The sequence below is a fragment of the Paraburkholderia fungorum genome (assembly GCF_003610895.1).
Classification (GTDB): domain Bacteria; phylum Pseudomonadota; class Gammaproteobacteria; order Burkholderiales; family Burkholderiaceae; genus Paraburkholderia; species Paraburkholderia fungorum_B.
In genome coordinates this window covers 1-16,639 of sequence record NZ_MCAS01000069.1, presented here as the reverse complement: position 1 = coordinate 16,639, position 16,639 = coordinate 1, and the positions used below count along the sequence as shown (strand labels likewise).

At 64.9% G+C, this 16,639-nt stretch carries 14 protein-coding genes; 6 read left to right on the top strand and 8 right to left on the bottom strand.

Translation table 11 applies throughout. The features are described 5' to 3' along the window. Positions 1-160 precede the first annotated feature (160 nt). Positions 161-1,909: a pyrrolo-quinoline quinone gene (locus tag BCY88_RS38335; protein ID WP_120349289.1), complete on the top strand. Its 1,749-nt coding sequence runs from the start codon at positions 161-163 to the stop codon at positions 1,907-1,909. 169 nt (positions 1,910-2,078) lie between these two features. On the opposite strand, the gene BCY88_RS38330 is transcribed toward BCY88_RS38335, so the two are convergent. Together BCY88_RS38330 and clpP are read right to left on the bottom strand one after the other, a co-directional pair. Then, positions 2,079-3,503, bottom strand: coding sequence for an NYN domain-containing protein (locus tag BCY88_RS38330; protein WP_120349288.1), 1,425 nt, complete (start codon positions 3,501-3,503; stop codon positions 2,079-2,081). 350 nt (positions 3,504-3,853) lie between these two features. After that, positions 3,854-4,510, bottom strand: coding sequence for an ATP-dependent Clp endopeptidase proteolytic subunit ClpP (gene clpP / locus BCY88_RS38325; RefSeq protein WP_120349287.1), 657 nt, complete (start codon positions 4,508-4,510; stop codon positions 3,854-3,856). 222 nt (positions 4,511-4,732) lie between these two features. Between clpP and BCY88_RS38320 the strand changes: the two genes are divergently transcribed. After that, the gene (locus BCY88_RS38320) at positions 4,733-5,707 is read left to right on the top strand and encodes a sigma-70 family RNA polymerase sigma factor (RefSeq protein WP_120349286.1); all 975 of its coding nucleotides are present in this window, start codon (positions 4,733-4,735) and stop codon (positions 5,705-5,707) included. On the opposite strand, the gene BCY88_RS38315 is transcribed toward BCY88_RS38320, so the two are convergent. From BCY88_RS38315 to BCY88_RS38305, 3 genes are all read right to left on the bottom strand, one after another. Next, positions 5,663-6,937, bottom strand: a complete 1,275-nt coding sequence (locus BCY88_RS38315; RefSeq protein ID WP_120349477.1) for an EAL domain-containing protein — start codon at positions 6,935-6,937, stop codon at positions 5,663-5,665. The two genes, BCY88_RS38320 and BCY88_RS38315, sit on opposite strands and share 45 nt — an antisense overlap. A 272-nt stretch (positions 6,938-7,209) precedes the next feature. Next, positions 7,210-8,673: a multidrug transporter subunit MdtD gene (mdtD, locus tag BCY88_RS38310; RefSeq protein ID WP_120349285.1), complete on the bottom strand. Its 1,464-nt coding sequence runs from the start codon at positions 8,671-8,673 to the stop codon at positions 7,210-7,212. Between the two features lie 99 nt (positions 8,674-8,772). Further along, a complete protein-coding gene (locus BCY88_RS38305; RefSeq protein ID WP_120349284.1) occupies positions 8,773-10,200 on the bottom strand; it encodes an aminotransferase-like domain-containing protein in 1,428 nt (475 codons plus the stop codon). 205 nt (positions 10,201-10,405) lie between these two features. Between BCY88_RS38305 and BCY88_RS38300 the strand changes: the two genes are divergently transcribed. Further along, a complete protein-coding gene (locus BCY88_RS38300) occupies positions 10,406-10,711 on the top strand; it encodes a DUF2917 domain-containing protein (RefSeq protein WP_120349283.1) in 306 nt (101 codons plus the stop codon). Between the two features lie 66 nt (positions 10,712-10,777). Here the strand turns inward: BCY88_RS38300 and BCY88_RS38295 are convergent, their stop codons facing one another. Further along, positions 10,778-12,016: a citrate/2-methylcitrate synthase gene (locus tag BCY88_RS38295; protein ID WP_120349282.1), complete on the bottom strand. Its 1,239-nt coding sequence runs from the start codon at positions 12,014-12,016 to the stop codon at positions 10,778-10,780. Positions 12,017-12,150: 134 nt separating this feature from the next. Between BCY88_RS38295 and BCY88_RS38290 the strand changes: the two genes are divergently transcribed. After that, positions 12,151-13,542 carry a CoA transferase gene (locus tag BCY88_RS38290; RefSeq protein WP_120349281.1) on the top strand — a complete coding sequence of 464 codons (1,392 nt, stop codon included), beginning with the start codon at positions 12,151-12,153 and terminating at the stop codon, positions 13,540-13,542. A 106-nt stretch (positions 13,543-13,648) separates the two neighbouring features. On the opposite strand, the gene BCY88_RS38285 is transcribed toward BCY88_RS38290, so the two are convergent. Then, entirely contained in the window at positions 13,649-14,395 is a 747-nt protein-coding gene (locus BCY88_RS38285) for a GntR family transcriptional regulator (RefSeq protein WP_120349280.1), read from the bottom strand. A gap of 234 nt (positions 14,396-14,629) precedes the next feature. Between BCY88_RS38285 and BCY88_RS38280 the strand changes: the two genes are divergently transcribed. After that, positions 14,630-15,475 carry an aldo/keto reductase gene (locus BCY88_RS38280; protein ID WP_120349279.1) on the top strand — a complete coding sequence of 282 codons (846 nt, stop codon included), beginning with the start codon at positions 14,630-14,632 and terminating at the stop codon, positions 15,473-15,475. Between the two features lie 110 nt (positions 15,476-15,585). Here the strand turns inward: BCY88_RS38280 and BCY88_RS38275 are convergent, their stop codons facing one another. Further along, the gene (locus BCY88_RS38275; protein WP_120349278.1) at positions 15,586-16,080 is read right to left on the bottom strand and encodes a hypothetical protein; all 495 of its coding nucleotides are present in this window, start codon (positions 16,078-16,080) and stop codon (positions 15,586-15,588) included. A gap of 324 nt (positions 16,081-16,404) precedes the next feature. On the opposite strand from BCY88_RS38275, the gene BCY88_RS40060 reads away from it, so the two are divergent. Next, the coding region (locus tag BCY88_RS40060) for a hypothetical protein (protein WP_183081552.1) at positions 16,405-16,639 on the top strand (235 nt) is incomplete at its 3' end.

Here is a 16,639-nt window from a genome sequence, read left to right as displayed (position 1 = left end):
GGCGTACGTTTGCACCGAGGGCCAGCACGCCACCTGTCTGGCGGTGTGATACGGCCCGCGAATGCCAGTCTGTTCCTGCCCGCGCACACCGCTTCTGACTTCGCTGTGCGAAGTCGCCCGACGTACGGAGTTGGCCGGACACCGTGCAAACGAGGCGACCATGCAGCGACCGCAAACCGGCACGTTCAACCCGAGTGTGTGGTCCCGCGTGTGCGAGTGGCTGGCGATTGCTTTCGTGGCCGCCTGCTTCCTTTCTTGCGGCGGTGGCTCGGGCGGCGGGTCGGGTACGCCCTCGGGCTCGGCGAGCGGCAGCGGCACCCCCAGCGGCTCGAGTTCCGGCGGCACGGGAGGGACCGGCTCCACCGGCTCGGCCAGTCCGGGCGGCATGTCCATGGGCACGGCGGCCTACGCCACCGACGTGCTGATGCATCACAACGATCTCGCCCGCACGGGCCAGATGCTCGCCGAAACTACGCTGACGCCCGCGAACGTCAATTCGGCGAGCTTCGGTAAAGTCGCGTTTCTCGCAGCGGACGGCAAGGTCGACGCCCAGCCTCTGTTCGTCACCAGTCTTTCTATCGGCGGCACGCCACACGACGTGGTCTACGTCGCGACCGAACACGACAGCGTGTACGCCTACGACGCCACGAGCTTCGCGCAATTGTGGAAGGTCTCGTTGATCGGCAACGGCGAAACGCCCAGTGATGACTTTAGTTGTCCAGACTTCACGCCGGAAATCGGCATTACGTCGACGCCGGTCATCGACCGTAGTCGCGGCGCGAACGGTGTCCTGTACGCGGTGGCGATGACAAAGGACAGCAGCGGTGCATACCATCACCGTCTGCACGCGCTCGATCTGACGACCGGCGCGGACGTGCTGGGCGGCCCGACCGAGATCGCCGCAAGCTATCCGGGCAACGGCGCGGGCAGCGTCAACGGTGTGATTACCTTCAATCCTTCGCTGCATACCGAGCGCGCGGCGCTCACGCTGGTCGGCGGCAACATCTATATGGGCTGGACCTCGCATTGCATGGGCGGCGCGTACACCGGATGGCTAATGGCCTATAGCGCCGCCACGCTGCAACAGACCAGCGTGCTCAACATCACGCCGAACGGCAGTCAGGGCTCGATCTGGATGGCCGGCTCGGGCATGGCGTCGGACGGCACGTCGCTCTACGTCGTGGACGGCAACGGCACGTTCGATACCACGCTGAACGCGCAGGGTTTCCCTATCAACGGCGACTTCGGCGACTCGCTGATGAAGCTGTCGCTGGGGAACCTGCAGGTTACCGATTACTTCGCGATGTACGACGTCGTGGCGCAGTCCGCCGCCGACAACGACTTCGGCTCGGGCGGCGTCATGCTGTTGCCGGACCAGACGACCGCGGCCGGCGTAGTCAAACATCTGGCGGTAGCCGCAGGCAAGGACAACAACATCTATGTCGTCGATCGCGACTCGATGGGCGAATTCAGTCCCACCGCGAACAATATCTGGCAGGAGTTGACCGGCACGCTTGCGGGCGGCATCTGGGGATCGCCGGCGTACTACAACGGTGTCGTCTATTACGGCGGCTTAAGCGATAACCTGAAGGCGCTGCCGGTCTCGGGGGCATATCTCGCGACCACCGCGGCGTCGAAGAGTCCCACCGCGTTTGCCTACCCTGGCGCGACACCGGCCGTGTCGGCCAATGGCACGAGCAACGGCATCGTCTGGGCCGCGGAAAACGGCACGACGGGCGCCTTGCATGCGTACAACGCAAGCAATCTCGCGAACGAGCTATACAACAGCAATCAGGCGGGTACGCGTGACCAATGGGGCGCGGGCAACAAGTTCATCACGCCGATGATCGCGCGCGGCAAGGTGTATGTCGGCGCGACGAACGGAGTGGCGGTGTTTGGTTTGCTATAGGCGGTGGTGTGGCAGTTTCTGCCTTCGCTTGTGTTTTCGATTGATCGACGCGTCGCGGGCCGGCAATGAAAAAGCCCCTGTTCCTTGCGAGCAGGGGCTTTCTGTTTGCCGTGGTGTAAGTGCCGCGGCACTCACATTTCACCAGTACGTATCACGCGACGTGAGACGCTTACTCCGCGTCGCTCGTTGCCGCGGTCTTACGTGGGCGGCGGCTGCGCGGAGCTGTTTTGCGCGCTGCCTTCTTTGCGGCAGGCGCCTTTTCTTCGGCGACCGATGCAGCCGGTGCTTCGGCCGGCGCTGCGATCTCAGGCACGTCATCGATCTTTCGCGGCGTTGCCTTCTTCGTTTTCTTCGCGGCGGTCTTGCGCGGTGCGCGTTCCTTGCGGCGCTTGGCGGGCGTGCCGTTCGTTTCCTGCGCTTGGTCGCCGGCTTGCGCGACGGGTTCAGCCGCAAGAGCCTCTGGTTCTGCCCAGGTCACTTCCGGCTGTTCGAAAACAGGCTCGGCGGCCGATGGCGTGTGCGTATGCAGCGCTTCGGCTTGCGCGTGATCTTGTGCGTGGCTGCCGTGTTCGACTGCCGCGCGTTCTTCGTGCGCCGTGTCCTGCTGGCCACGGCCGGGCTTGCGATTGCCACGGCTGCGGCGGCGCGAGTCGTGCTTGCCGCCCGACTCGGCGACGGCTGTTTCGGCAAACTGCGCCTCAACTATCTGTTCCGCCGATTCACCCGGCTCGCTCACATTCTCGGAGACCACATTTGCAGCCGTGCCCCGATAAACGTACGCGCCTGACTTTTCGTCGCGGCCGAACTCGAGCAGCCCGCGCGCCTGGGCCTCTTCCAGCAGATTGCCGAAGGCACGAAAACCATAGTACGTCTCGTTGAAATCCGGCTTGCGGCGCTTGATCGCGTTTTTCAGTACCGACGCCCAGATCTTGCCGCTATCGCCACGTTCGGAGGCCAGCGCGTCGAACGTCTGCACCGCGATCTCGACCGCTTTGGTGCGGCGCTTTTCGAGGTCTTCCTTGTTGCGCGACTTTTCTTCGTCGGGCGCGCGTTTGGCGGTTTGCTGCGCGTTCTGTTGCGGACGCGACGACTCGCGTTTGGCGACCGTGCGCTGACTCTCGCGCACGAGGTCGTCATAGAAGAAGAATTCGTCGCAGTTCGCGATCAGCAGATCGGAGGTGGATTGCTGCACGCCGACGCCGATCACCTGCTTGGCGTTCTCGCGCAGCTTCGATACGAGCGGCGAGAAGTCCGAGTCGCCACTGATGATGACGAAGGTATTGACGTGCGATTTCGTGTAGCACAGGTCGAGCGCGTCGACCACGAGCCGGATGTCGGCCGAATTCTTGCCTGATTGGCGTACGTGCGGAATTTCGATCAGTTCGAAATTCGCCTCGTGCATCGCGCCTTTGAAACTCTTGTAGCGGTCCCAGTCGCAATACGCTTTCTTCACGACAATGCTGCCCTTGAGCAGCAGACGTTCGAGCACCAGCTTGATGTCGAATTTGTCGTACTTCGCGTCGCGCACACCGAGCGCAACGTTTTCGAAGTCGCAGAATAGCGCCATGCTGACGGTTTCGTTGGATGACGCCATGAATATCTCCATTGAAGCGATCGTCGAATTCGACGAATCGCGACCATGATAGCGATTCCTGCGACGGTGATCAGCTTTTGTGTTCCGCGCGCACCGATACGGCGGGCGAAAGTTGTCCGGGGCGCGGCGTTCGCGAGGTGCGCAGGGGGCGGCGGCGCGCCCGCTACGGAGAGGAGACCGGCGTGCGCTTGCGGATTCAGCGGGATGGGCGCAACGAGACGGACCAGCGGGATGGACCCGACGGGATGGACCCAGCGGAACGGCCCCAACGGGATCGACCCGACGGAACGGACCCGACGGGACGGACCTAGCGGAACGGACGCGCAAGCGCTCAGTGCTGCATTGCCGCGCTACATATCGCGGTGACGAACCAGGTCGCCCGGATCGCTCAGCGCCGCGCGCGTTTCCAGCACCTCGTCGACGAGGCCATACGTCTTTGCCTCGTGGGATGACATGAAATTGTCGCGATCGGTGTCGCGGACAATCTCCTCGATACTGCGCCCGGTGTGCCTCGCCATCATCGCGTTGAGGCGTTCGCGCTGGTAGAGCACCTCTTTCGCCTGGATTTCAATGTCCGCCGCGGTGCCCTGGCTGCCCCCCGACGGCTGGTGAATCATGATGCGCGCGTTCGGCAGCGCGAACCGTTTGCCGCGCTGGCCCGCGGTCAGCAAAAACGTGCCCATGCTGGCGGCAAAGCCGGTGCACAGGGTTGACACTTCAGGCTTGATGAATTGCATCGTGTCGTAGATGGCGAGGCCGTCGTACACTGAGCCGCCCGGCGAATTGATGTAAAAAGAAATATCCTTGTCGGGATTCTCGGATTCCAGAAACAGCAATTGGGCGACGATCAGACTCGCCGACTGTTCATTCACCGGACCGACCAGAAAAACGATCCGCTCGCGCAGCAGACGCGAGTAAATGTCATAGGCGCGCTCGCCGCGGCCGGACTGCTCGATCACGGTGGGCACGAGACCCAGACCGGTGACGGAAGAATAGCTGGAATGCATGTTTGCCTCGTTTTGGGCGCTCAGTTTGGGTGCTCAGTTGCCGATAGCCGATATCTGATTGGTGGCGGCGGATTGGAACAACCGCATGCGCGATGCGCGGGTTGTTGTCCCTATGACGAGGGGGCGGGCGGCGGCGTGACAGGAATATTTTTTCGTAGCGCTGTCACATCGGCGAGGGCTCGAGCGTCAAGGTAAAACGGGTGCAGATCTGGAGGTGTACGCATGACAGAACAAGGAATCGACAAGGCATCCAGCTTCGAGGCCGTGCGCGCCCGGCTGATCGCGCTGGCGTACCGGATGCTCGGCAGCCGCGCCGAAGCGGAAGACGTGGTGCAGGACGTCTGGCTCAAATGGCATCTTGCTGAGACACAAGCTGTGCAGACACCGGCCGCGTGGCTCACCACGATCACCACGCGCGCGGCTATCGACCGGCTGCGTCACGTGCAGCGCGAGCGCGCGTCACAGGCCGCCGGCTGGTTGCCGGAGCCATGGCTCGACGAGGTGGCGCCATCGGCGGAGGAGCTGGCTTTGCGCGCCGCGGAGATGTCGTACGGCGTGATGCTGCTGTTGGAGCGCCTGAAACCCGACGAGCGGGCCGCATTCGTGCTGCACGAGGCTTTCGATTGCGATTACGCGGAGATTGCGAAAATCCTTGACCGTACGCCGGCCGGTTGCCGTCAGATCGTCCACCGGGCCAGGGCGCGTTTGCAGCGTGCGGGCGCACCGTTGGAGCGGCCCGATCCGGCCGCGCATGCGCGGACCGTGGAGCGCCTGCGCACGGCGCTGGAGGCGCAGGATCGAGTGGGCTTGCTGCGCCTCTTTAGCGACGCGCCGGAAGTGGTCAGCGACGCGCCGGTGTGCACACAGGAACTGGCGCCGGTGGCCTGGATGGAGACGGTGACCGCGCTCGCGCACCAGGCGAGCCATGCAGAAGTGGTGTCGGTCGAAGGCGCCATGGGTATTGCGCTGCTCTTCGAAGGCGAGGTCATCGGGCTGATCGACGTGTCCACGCAAGCTCTGGCGGACGGTTCGGTGAAGATCGTCGCATTGCGCGCGGTCACCAGCGCGGCGCGTTTGCGAGCCGCCAACCGCATGCTGGGGCGCGCGGCCGTCATGAAGCTGCTCGCGCGAATCCAGCAGAACGCCATTGCATCAATTACGATGCGCAGCGACTTCCCAGTTGATATCGACGCATAGCACCTGCGTGCCGTGCGGCGTGTGGGCGGCGATCGAGGCTGTCACGCACAAGTGCGCCTCGTTGATCGACAGGTAGGGCGGCGTGAGGTGTACCTGGCCGGGCACACGCATGGCCTGAATGAAGTACGGCCGGCGTTCCCAGCTCGCGCCTTCCGAATGCAGCAGCGGCCGGAAGCGCTTGGCACGTTGCGAAGTGCGCCCAGGTGGCAGCACGTTGTCGCCAATCTGCCGGCCCGAACCGTCGAGCACGAAGCAGCGTGCCGTTTCGCCGAGCGCGAGCAGCGGCGCGGTCGCCTGGGTAACCGATTCCCCGGCCACGAGTTGGGCAGCCGCCGTTTCCAGCGCCGTGACGTAGGGCGCGAGCCGCGCGGACTGTGCGCGTTCGCGCGTGGCGACCCGTTCGCGCAGCGCCGCAGAGAGCGAGTCCATCAAGCCGGCCGCCGCTTGCGGTTTCACCGGCTCGACGCTCGGGCCCGCGAAGAACGCGCCCTGTACGAAGTCGACGTTGCATTCGAGTGCGATCAGCGCGTCGCGCTCGGTGCTCAGGCCGCCCATCAGCACGAGTTGGCCGGATTCGTGCAGCAGCGAGACGAGGCCCGGCAGCACGCGTTCGATATGCGAGTGCTCACTGGCTTGCGCGAGGATGCAGCGGTCGAGTGTGACAATGTCCGGGCGCAGATTCCACACGCGATCAATGTTCGAATGCTTCGCGCCGAAGCCGTCCAGCGCGATCAGGAAGCCGGATTTGCGCAACGCGTCAATGATGTCGGCGAAGCGCGTGGTTTCACCGCCCGCCTGCTCGGACACTTCCAGCACCACCCGTTGCGGCGGCAGGCCCAGCGCCTTGAGGCCGGCGAGCAGCGCATCGCCATAACTGGTGTCCATCAGCGCCGCCGGGTGCAAGCTCAGAAAAAGCCATTCGTCGTGGCTGTCGAATGCATTGAAATTGCCCAGATGCAGCGATTCGGCGAGCCGCCCGAGTTCCAGCAGGTCGCCGCGCCGTGCCGCCTGCGTGAAAACCTCGTGCGAAGGCACTTGCAGCGCGTGTTCGTCGTGCGCGCGCAATGAAGCGTGATAACCGATCGCGCGCCGGTGCGACACCGAGAAAACCGGCTGAAACACGCTGAAAACGGTGTAGCCGCCGTACAGAACGGTGCGCCGGGAGCCTTCGTCGCCCGCCATCGGGCGCGGTGGCTGGAAACCGGGAGGATCGAGTTCGATCATGCTCATCATGTCATTCGTCTGGAGGTGGCGGCGCGCCTCTATGCTCGGCACGAGTCCGCACGCGCAAATTGTGAGTTTACAGGATAGGCGAGCAAGAACTATGCGCGAGCGGAAACACACTGTGCGCGTTCAGTTACCACGGCTGGTACGCCGATTGTGCGCCAGCGCGGCTGCGAAAGCGATGCTTCGCACTTCACTGGTGCGCCCCGCGCCCCGTTGCGGGTCGGCGCCGGGTAACGGCGAGTGAGCGCAACGTCATCTTGGCCCGGCGCAAAAACTCAGGTCCGCTCCGAAGGATCGGTTTTTTTCGCGGGCGTGCGCACGTCCGGCGACAGTTGCGCGAAGATCCACGCCGAGCCGGCGGTGATGATGCCGACACACAGGAACGTCGCGTGGAACGCGGGTAGCGAGTTGGCGGCCGTCACACGCGGCAGGAGGCCGGTGAAGGTCGCGAGCAATGCGCCGGCAACCGTCACACCGAGACTCATCGAGAGCATTTGCACCAGCGAGAACAGGCTGTTGCCGCTGCTTGCGCCGCCGGTGCCGAGGTCTTTGAGCGTCAGCGTGTTCATCGCGGTGAACTGCATCGAGTTGACGCCGCCGAAGAACGCCAGCTGCACGAGCCGCAGCCACAGCGGCTGTCCGGCGTCCGTCAGCGCGAAGCTCGCCATGGTCAGGCCCACCAGCACCGTGTTGACGATCAGCACGCGCCGGTAGCTGTATCTGACGATCAGCGTCGTGACGAGGCGTTTGGCCGCCATGCCCGCCGCGGCCACCGGCAGCATCATCATGCCGGCCTCGAAGGCGCTATAACCAAGACTCACCTGCAATAGCAGAGGAATCAGATACGGCATCGCGCCGCTGCCGATCCGCGCGAACAGATTGCCGAGCAGACCGACGCTGAAGGTGTGGATCTTGAACAGATCGAGCGGGAAGATCGGCGCGGGCTCGCGCACGGCGTGCAAGCCATAGGCGACGAAGCAGGCGAGGCTCAGGATCAGCAGCACCAGCACGGTGGCATGCTGGATGCCGAATTCCGTGCGGCCGTCGAGCGCGAATGAAATGGCCACCATGCCGAAAATCAGCAGCAGATAGCCTTTCAGATCGAACTTGCCGGTGTGCTCGTTGCGGCTATCCGGCATGAAGATGAACGTGGCGATGCACCCCACGATGCCCACCGGCACGTTGATCAGAAAGATCCAGTGCCACGAAGCGATTTTCACCAGCCAGCCGCCGAGCGTCGGGCCAATCAGCGGCCCGATCAGCCCCGGAATCGCCACGAACGACAAGGCCGGCAAATAGCGTTCCGCCGGGAAGGTGCGCAGCACCGCGAGCCGCCCAACGGGCAGCAGCATCGCCCCGCCCACGCCCTGCACGATGCGGTAGATCACCAGCTGATTCAGGGTATGCGCGTTGGCGCACAGCAGCGAGCCGACCGCGAACACGAGGATCGCGCTGAAGAACACGCGCCGCGTGCCGAGTTTGTCCGCGAGCCAGCCGGACACCGGGATCATCACCGCCATCGTCAGCGAATACGCGATCACCACGGATTGCATGCGCAACGGCAGCTCGCCCAGGCTCGTCGCCATCGCGGGGAGCGCGGTGTTGACGATAGTCGAGTCGAGCGTCTGCATGAAGAAGCCGGTGGCGACGAGCCACAGCATCACGGTGAGCGAACGGGGCGAGGGGGCCGAAGCAGCGCGGGCGGGGGCGGAGGCGGGCAGGGTCGGCGGCGTGGACATGGGAGGGCGGCGGGGCGCGCAGGGACGGGCTGTGGGACTCGCTATTCTAGGGAAAAGCGTGACCCGGCGCAGCGGATAGACGCGCGACCCGAGGGCGGGTCAAGCCGCGCGGGCCGCCGCGGGCAACGCCACGGCAGCATGGAAAAACGCCTGTGCGCGTGGCTCGTTGCCGAATGCGACATGAATCCTGATCCACGGGCTGGCGGCCGTGTTCGGCCGGAAATAACTGCCGGGAATGACCGTCACGCCGAGCGGCGCGGCGCATGCCAGGAACCGTTCGGAGTTGTCGACGTGCGGTACACGTGCCCAGACGAACTTGCCGCCGAGAGGTTTTTCGAACACCTCCCAGCCGGCGTCTTCGAGTGTCTGGATGGTCGAGCCGAGCGCGTCGCGCATGCGGCGGCGCAGCCGCTCCAGATACTTGCGGTACGCGCCGCGTTCCAGCAGCGACACGGCGACCGCCTCGGCAAAGCGCGAACCGCCGATGCTCGTCAGCATCTTGATGTCGACCAGATCCTTGATGATCGCGTGGCTCGCCACGACGCAGCCGATACGCAACGAGGACGATAGCGTCTTCGACAGGCCGCCCACGTAGATCACATGTTCGAGCTGGTCGAGGGTCGCAAGACGGTCGGTGGCGTCGGTCTGGAAGTCGGCGTAGATGTCGTCTTCGATGATCTTGAAGCCGTGTTCGCGCGCCAGCTGCAGGAGCCGGAACGCCACCGGCGGCGCGACCGTGGTGCCGGTCGGATTGTGGAACACCGTGTTGATGAACATCAACTTCGGCCGGTGCAGTTTCAATTGCGCCTGCAACACGTCGAGATCGGGGCCGTTGCGGGTACGCGGAATGCCGATCAGCTTCACACCGTGCAGCTTCAGCAGGCCGTACAGGTTGTAGTAGCCGGGGTCCTCGACGAACATCGTGTCACCGGCTTTGAGCAGGTAGCGCATCAGCAGATCGAGCGCCTGGCTCGCGCCGTTCGTGATCAGAATCTGCGAGGCGTCTGCCTGAATCCCCAGCTGGCCGATGCGGCTTTGCAGATGTTCGCGCAAGGTCAGATTGCCGAGCGGCGTGGCGTAATCGACCATGGCCGCGGCGTCGGTGCGCGACACGTGGCGGATCGCCTGAGCGAGGCTATCCATGTCGCGCCAGGCATCGGGGATGAAGCCGCTGCAAAGTTTCAGCGTCTCACCCGGGTGGTTGAACTGCTGCAGAAGGTGCCCCGATTCGTCCTCGGCGCGGCGCGGGTCGGAGGTGCCCTGACACTGCGTGCTGGCCGGCTGGCGGTCGGAGATATAGAAGCCCGAACCATGGCGCGAGTCGACATAGCCGAGCGATACCAGCCGGTCGTAAGCCTCGATCACGGGGAAGCGGCTCACGTTGTAGTCGGCGGCGAACTGGCGGATCGACGGCAGCTTTGCGCCCGGGTGAACGGTACGCGACCGGATCCAGGCCGTGATGCTGGCGACGATCTGCTCGGTGAGCGGTACACCGCTGTCCCGATCGAGTTGGATTTCGAGTTTCATGCGGTTCTTTCCTCCAGCGGAGAGCTGGTGCGCCAGAGGCCTTCACGGCATGCGCCGCACGGGCGCGCCAGAGGCGCGTTTACCCCAACTGTCCGTTTTTTCGACTGAACAGTTCCGATGGAAGTGTTCGGAACTGTGCATGGGTATCTGATGATCGCACGTCAATAATCCATACAACAGGAAAGTTCTTTGAAGGAGAACAGCGATGCGTGAAGTCCGTATTTTCGAAATGGAACATGACGAGCCCGCGGCGGCCTGGCGTGTCGCGCGTCCGTCGGTCTTCAAGGTGATCTCGGGCGAGATCTGGCTGACCGTCGAAGGCGAACACGGCGATCACTGGCTGGCAACCGGGCAATCGATCGAGTTGCCGCGCGGCTCGATGGCATGGGTTAGCGCAGGGCGCGCCGGTGCGCGTTTCGCGATGGCCAGCGGGTCCGAGCACACGGTGATGCGGCCATTGGGCGGATTGTCGGTGCTGAACCGGCTGCCGCGCTGGTTGGGCGTGGCGTAATCTTCGCCCGCGTTTCAGCCTCAACCGGCCGCTTCAACCACGCCGCGGGTCCACACCACCCGCGCTTCAGCCTTCCCGCGCTTCAACGTCCCCGATATAGCGCGCGCGTGGCCGGATCAACCGGCCATCGCGCGTCTGCTCCATGGCGTGGGCGATCCAGCCGACCACCCGGCCCAGCGCGAACAGCGTGAATGCGGCGCCGGCCGGCAGGCCAAGCACCCGTTCGATCGCCGCGAGCGCAAAGTCGACGTTCGGCTCCACGCCGGTCGTGTCGCGTACCGTACGCGCGAGCTTCTCTACGTCGCCCAGCGGCGAGCGGGCGGGCGCGCAGTCGGCCAGCATCCCGAGCAGCAGACGTCCGCGCGGGTCACCTTCCGGATACAGCAGATGCCCGAAACCCGACAGCACCGGCCGATGTGCGTTGTGTTCGTGGCGCGCGAGCCGGTTCGCCAGATAGCGATCGAGATCGGGGGCGCGCGAGGCTTCATCGAGAAGCGCGGCGACGCGTACCGTCTCGCCGCCGTGGCGCGGTCCGGCCAGCGCTGCCAGACCGCCGGCCACCGCACCGAACAGATGCGTCCCGGTCGACGTGATGCAGCGAACCGTGAAGGTCGACGCGTTCAGTTCATGATCCGCGCATGCCACCAGTGCCGCGCGCAGCAGCCCTGCCTGCTGACGGTTGCGTACGTTCCAGGCTGACGCCAGCTGCTTGTGCAGCGGTTCGTTCGACGGCGCCGCCGAGACCATGGCCGCCGCCAGCAAGCGCATGACCGAGCACGCGGTATCGAGTTGCGCGTCGCGACCGAGCGCCCATACCCGCGGCATTTGCGCCGCGGCGGCCGGCAGCAGCACGAGCGCGCGATCGAGCGGCGTGCTGTCGCTCCAGAGCTTGAGCCACGCCGCCCACTGCGCGGCGGCGAACGGCACAGCCGGCGCCTCGGCGATACGCCTCGCACTGCACTCCCACAGCAACGCCGCGATATCCTCGAGTGATGCCGTGCGCGCCAGTTCCATCGCATCATGCCCGCGATACAACAGGCGGCCCTCGGCCACCAGCGTAATCGACGACTCAAGCACCGGCACGCCCCAGTCCAGCACCTTTTGCGCGACCTTGCCGGCGCGCTTGCCGTCCTCCTTGCGCCGCGCGAGCCGCCGCACTTCGTCGGCGTCGTAAAGGCGGTGCTTGCCATGCGCGTCCGGCGACGAACTCAGCATGCCGCGGCTGACATACGCGTACAGGGTAGGCAGGCTGATGCCGAGCGCGGCGGCGGCTTCGGCAGCGGTCAGGGTAGAGGAGGGTGGCATGGAAACACGTGGAAACCGAAGAAATCAATATATATTGATTATCATAATCAAGATTGATTGAGGCAAGGCGAAATTCTAGACTCGGTTCACTTTCTTCCTGTTCTGACACCCACAACCTGAACGAGATGACCGCCATGACGCCTGAACTCGCGCTCAAACATATCTGGACGACAGCGGAATGCGACCCGACTGCGCTGAGGTCCGTTTCACTCGCCGGCACCGATCCGGGGCTGCCGTCGGTCTACCGGATCGGCACGCTGGCCTCGGCGACCATCGCCGCGGCCGGTCTTGCCGCAGCTGAATATCAGCGCTTGCGCACGGGGCGCCGGCAACACGTCACCGTGGAGATGCGGCGCGCGTTGGCCGCGTTTCGCAGCGAGCGCTATCTGCGCATCGACGATGGCCCGCCGCCCGCTTTGCGCGATCCGGTGATGGGCTTCTACGCAACGCGAGACGATCGCTGGATTCAACTGCACACAAACTTTCCGCATCATCTCGCCGGCGTGCTGAAGGTGCTTGGTTGCACGAACGATCGCGCGGCGGTGGCCGAGGCGATTCGCGGCTGGGATGGTGCGGCGCTTGATCAGACGCTCGCCGACGCCGGCTTGTGCGCGGCCCTGATTCGCTCGCCCGACGAGTGGGCCGCGCTCGATCAGGCGAAAGCGATTGCGGCGCTGCCTCTGTTCGAGATCGAGCGCATTGGCGACGCGCCGGTCGAGCCGCCGCGTCGCGACGATGCAATGCGGCCGCTGGCGGGTGTGCGGGTGCTGGACCTGTCGCGCATCATCGCCGGGCCGGTGGCGGGGCGCGCGCTCGCGCAGCACGGCGCGGACGTGTTGATGATCAACGGTCCGCACTTGCCGAATATTGCGCCGCTGGTGATCGACAACGGGCGCGGCAAGCGCTCGGCTGTTGTCGATCTGCGCGATGCCGCCGGGCGGGAGACCTTGCGCGGCCTTGCCGGCAGCGCCGATGTGTTTCTGCAGGCGTATCGGCCAGGCGCCCTGACGGCGCGCGGCTTTGGTGCCGAGGAGTTGGCGCGGGTGCGGCCCGGCATCGTCTATGTGTCGGTTTGCGCTTATGGGCACACGGGACCGTGGGCCGGGCGGCGCGGTTTCGACAGCCTGGTGCAGTCGGCGAGCGGGATTGCTGTGACTGAGCGCGACGCGGCGGGATGGACTGAACCCAAGCATTTACCCTGTCAGGCGCTGGATCACGCGACGGGGTATCTGGCGGCTTTCGGTGCAATGGCCGCATTGGCGCGGCGTGCCACCGAAGGTGGGAGCTGGCACGTGCGCGTGTCGCTCGCGCAGACCGGACGGTGGCTGCAGTCGTTTGGATTGCTACCGGACGGCTGGAAAGCGCCCGATGTTTCGAGCGATGACGTGAGGGATTGCCTCGAGACCGTTCAGTCCGAGTTCGGGCGTGTTCTAGGGGTGCTGCCCGCCGAGCAGCTGGACGAGACGCCCGCCCGTTTCGCGTTGCCGCCGGCTCGGATAGGGGCGCACGAGGCGACCTGGGCGTGAAGACTGTTCGCGGGTCCGGCGCCTGTTTTTCGTTGCGCGGGGCCGGGTTCTTTGCGTACGGCGCCCGACCACGGGCGCCGCGAAAAGCCGCCGCGTGGTCGACAGACTACTTCCTCAACTCCGCCACGAAATCATAGTAATCGTTGCGGCAGTAGGTGTCAGTCAGTTCGATCGCCCGTTGATCCGCTGTATAGCCGACGCGGGTGATCAGCAATAGCGCTTCGTTATGAGCAATGCTCATCTGCTGCGCAATCTCTTCATTCGCGTTCACCGCGCGAAAATGCTGCAGCGCGCGCACAATCGTCAGTCCGCGATTTTCAAGGTACGAGTACAGCGAATCGCCAATTGCCTGCGGATCGGGAATCACCGCAGCAGGGAAGGTGGAATTCTCCACGGCCATCACAATGCCGTCGGCGAGGCGCAAGCGGCGCAGCCGGGTCACCGCCGCGGCCGGCGACAAGCCCAGCTGGATCACCTCGTCGCGGTTGGCCGGCGAAATTTCCCGCGACAGCCATTTTGAACTCGGCGTAAAACCGCGTCGCCGCAGCATTTCGCTGAAACTCGACAGGCGTGACAGCGGATCTTCATAGCGTGGCGTGATGAAGCTGCCGGCACCTTGAGTGCGGCGGATCAATCCCTGTTCGACCAGCAGGGCGATGGCTTTGCGCGACGTGATCCGCGACACGCCGAGCGCTTCGGACAGTACGCGCTCGGAGGGCAGCGCCTCGCCCGCGTTCCAGCGGTTTTCGTGAATCGCAGTGCCGAGCTTGCGCGCGAGTTGCAGATACAGCGGCGTGTCGTTTTCCGGGTCCGGGCGCAGGTCGCGCCAGCGGTCTTCCGAGGCAGAGGTCATGGGGCTCACGCAAGAAGGGCAAGCGGCAATTCTAAGACATCGGCGCGCTCCGTTATAGCGGGCTTTTGCCTGGGACCCGATCCGATGCCCGGGCAACCGCTAAACTCGTCCCTGTAATTCGGTAGCGTGCGCCCACGCACTCGCCTGCACGGCCGCATCGGCGAGCTCGCGTTGCCTCGCGCGCGGCGATCCGCTTAGCCAGCTTTGCCACTTTAGCCACTTCGAGGAGAAAGCATGACGACCGATATCGCAAGCGTGAGCCTGCCCGACGGCGAGCGTATTCCGAAACTGGGGCAGGGCACCTGGGAGATGGGCGAGCAGCCGGCGCGGCGCGCCGCGGAAATCGCCGCGCTGCGCTGCGGTATCGAATTGGGCATGACGCTGATCGACACGGCGGAAATGTATGGCGACGGCGCCACCGAATCGCTGCTGGGCGAAGCACTGGCCGGCCTGCGCGAGCAGGTATTTCTGGTCAGCAAGGTCTATCCGCACAACGCGAGCCGCCGCGGCGTGATCGCCGCCTGCGAGCAGAGCCTCAAGCGCCTGAAGACAGATCGGCTCGATCTGTATCTGCTGCACTGGCGTGGCTCGGTGCCGCTCGCGCAAACCGTCGAGGCATTCGAGGCGTTACGTCGCGCGGGCAAGATTCGTCACTGGGGCGTCAGCAACTTCGATACGGACGATATGGAAGAGCTCGTCGCCACGCCCGGTGGCGAGGCATGCGCGACCAACCAGATTCTCTACAACGTCGCGCGCCGTGGCGCGGAATTTGACCTGCTGCCGTGGCTTGCCGCGCGCAATATGCCGGCGATGGCGTACAGCCCGGTCGATCACGCGCGCTTGCCGAAGCGCTCGCCGCTCGACGACATTGCCGACGCACGCGGCGTGTCGATATTTCAGGTTGCGCTAGCGTGGGTGTTGCAGAAACCCGGCGTGTTCGCGATTCCGAAAACGGGGCGCGTCGAGCACGTGCGCGACAACCACCGGGCTTCGCAACTGGCGCTGGCCGCTGATGAACTCGCGGCCATCGACACGTACTTCAAACCGCCACGCAGCAAGCGGCCGCTCGAAATGCTCTAAGCGCCGTGGCGGCTGTTGGCGGGCCGCTATCAGGTCGTGAATGGGCCGCTAACGAATCGCAGCGGGGCACGCTTGCGCGACCGGAGCTGCGGCTCGCCGCGCCGGCGTTATCAATTGCAGCTGTGATGCAGGTGCACGGAACCCAGAACGGCAACTTCAGCGGGTGTGTGCCTGAGCGAATCTTCGTTGACCTGGGCGGCGTCGGCGATGAATTCGTCGATGATCGACGACACCGGCGTGTTGTGCAAACAGAGCGATACCCGCTGCGTTTCGTTGGCCGGCAGCGACGCGCGCTGGCCGAGGAACAGCACACCGTACTGATAGCCGTGGATGATGCCGCGGATCGCGCCGACGCACTGACCTTCTGCGACGTTGTCGTTTTTCCGTTTGCAGGTTTGCGCGAGTGAATACGCGGAGAAGGTGGGGTCGACGGGCGGGGCAGCTTGCGACAGGGTTTGTGGCTGCGGCTCGGCCGACATGGCAGGAGCCTGCGCCGGGTTTTGGGCCGGGTTTTGGGCATGAGCGAGCGATGCGAGGCCGAGCGCGGTGACCATCAGCAGGCCGGCGGCCGTGCGCGCCATGTGGTGGGGGACGTTTCGTTGCATGTTGTGGTGCCCTCATATCGAACGTTGAATCTGATATGAGGCAATCGTTTCGGTTTGGTTCCGGTCACGGGTGACGCGATCGATTGTTTGGGTTTCAAACGTGTGCACGAGCGGCTTGTTCGCTTGTCGGCTTGCGGGGGTTCGTGCCCATTGTCAGCCGCGCTGCGAGCGCCGTCGGATCAAACCGGCCTCGGGCGGTGACGCTCGACCGGGGGATCGAGACATCACCGCCGTTGCCGGGGGACTGCGGGCGGGATACGGAAGGTTGTCGTTAGGGACGGGTAGGGCGCGGGGGCCCCCTACCCGGGATCCGGGCGACTGCTAGTGCCCGTTTCCTCCGCCATTGCCACCGCCACCACCGTTGCCGCCGCTACCCTTGCCTCCGTGACCGCCGCCGAAGCCTCCGCCAAAGCCGCCGCCGAACCCGCCACCGAAGCCACCGCCAAAACCACCACCGGGGCCGCTACCGCAACCGCAGCCGCCGCTCCCGCTGCTGCCGCCGCTGCTGCCACCGCCGCTGCTGCCACCGCCGCTGCTGCCACCGCCGCTGCTGCCACCG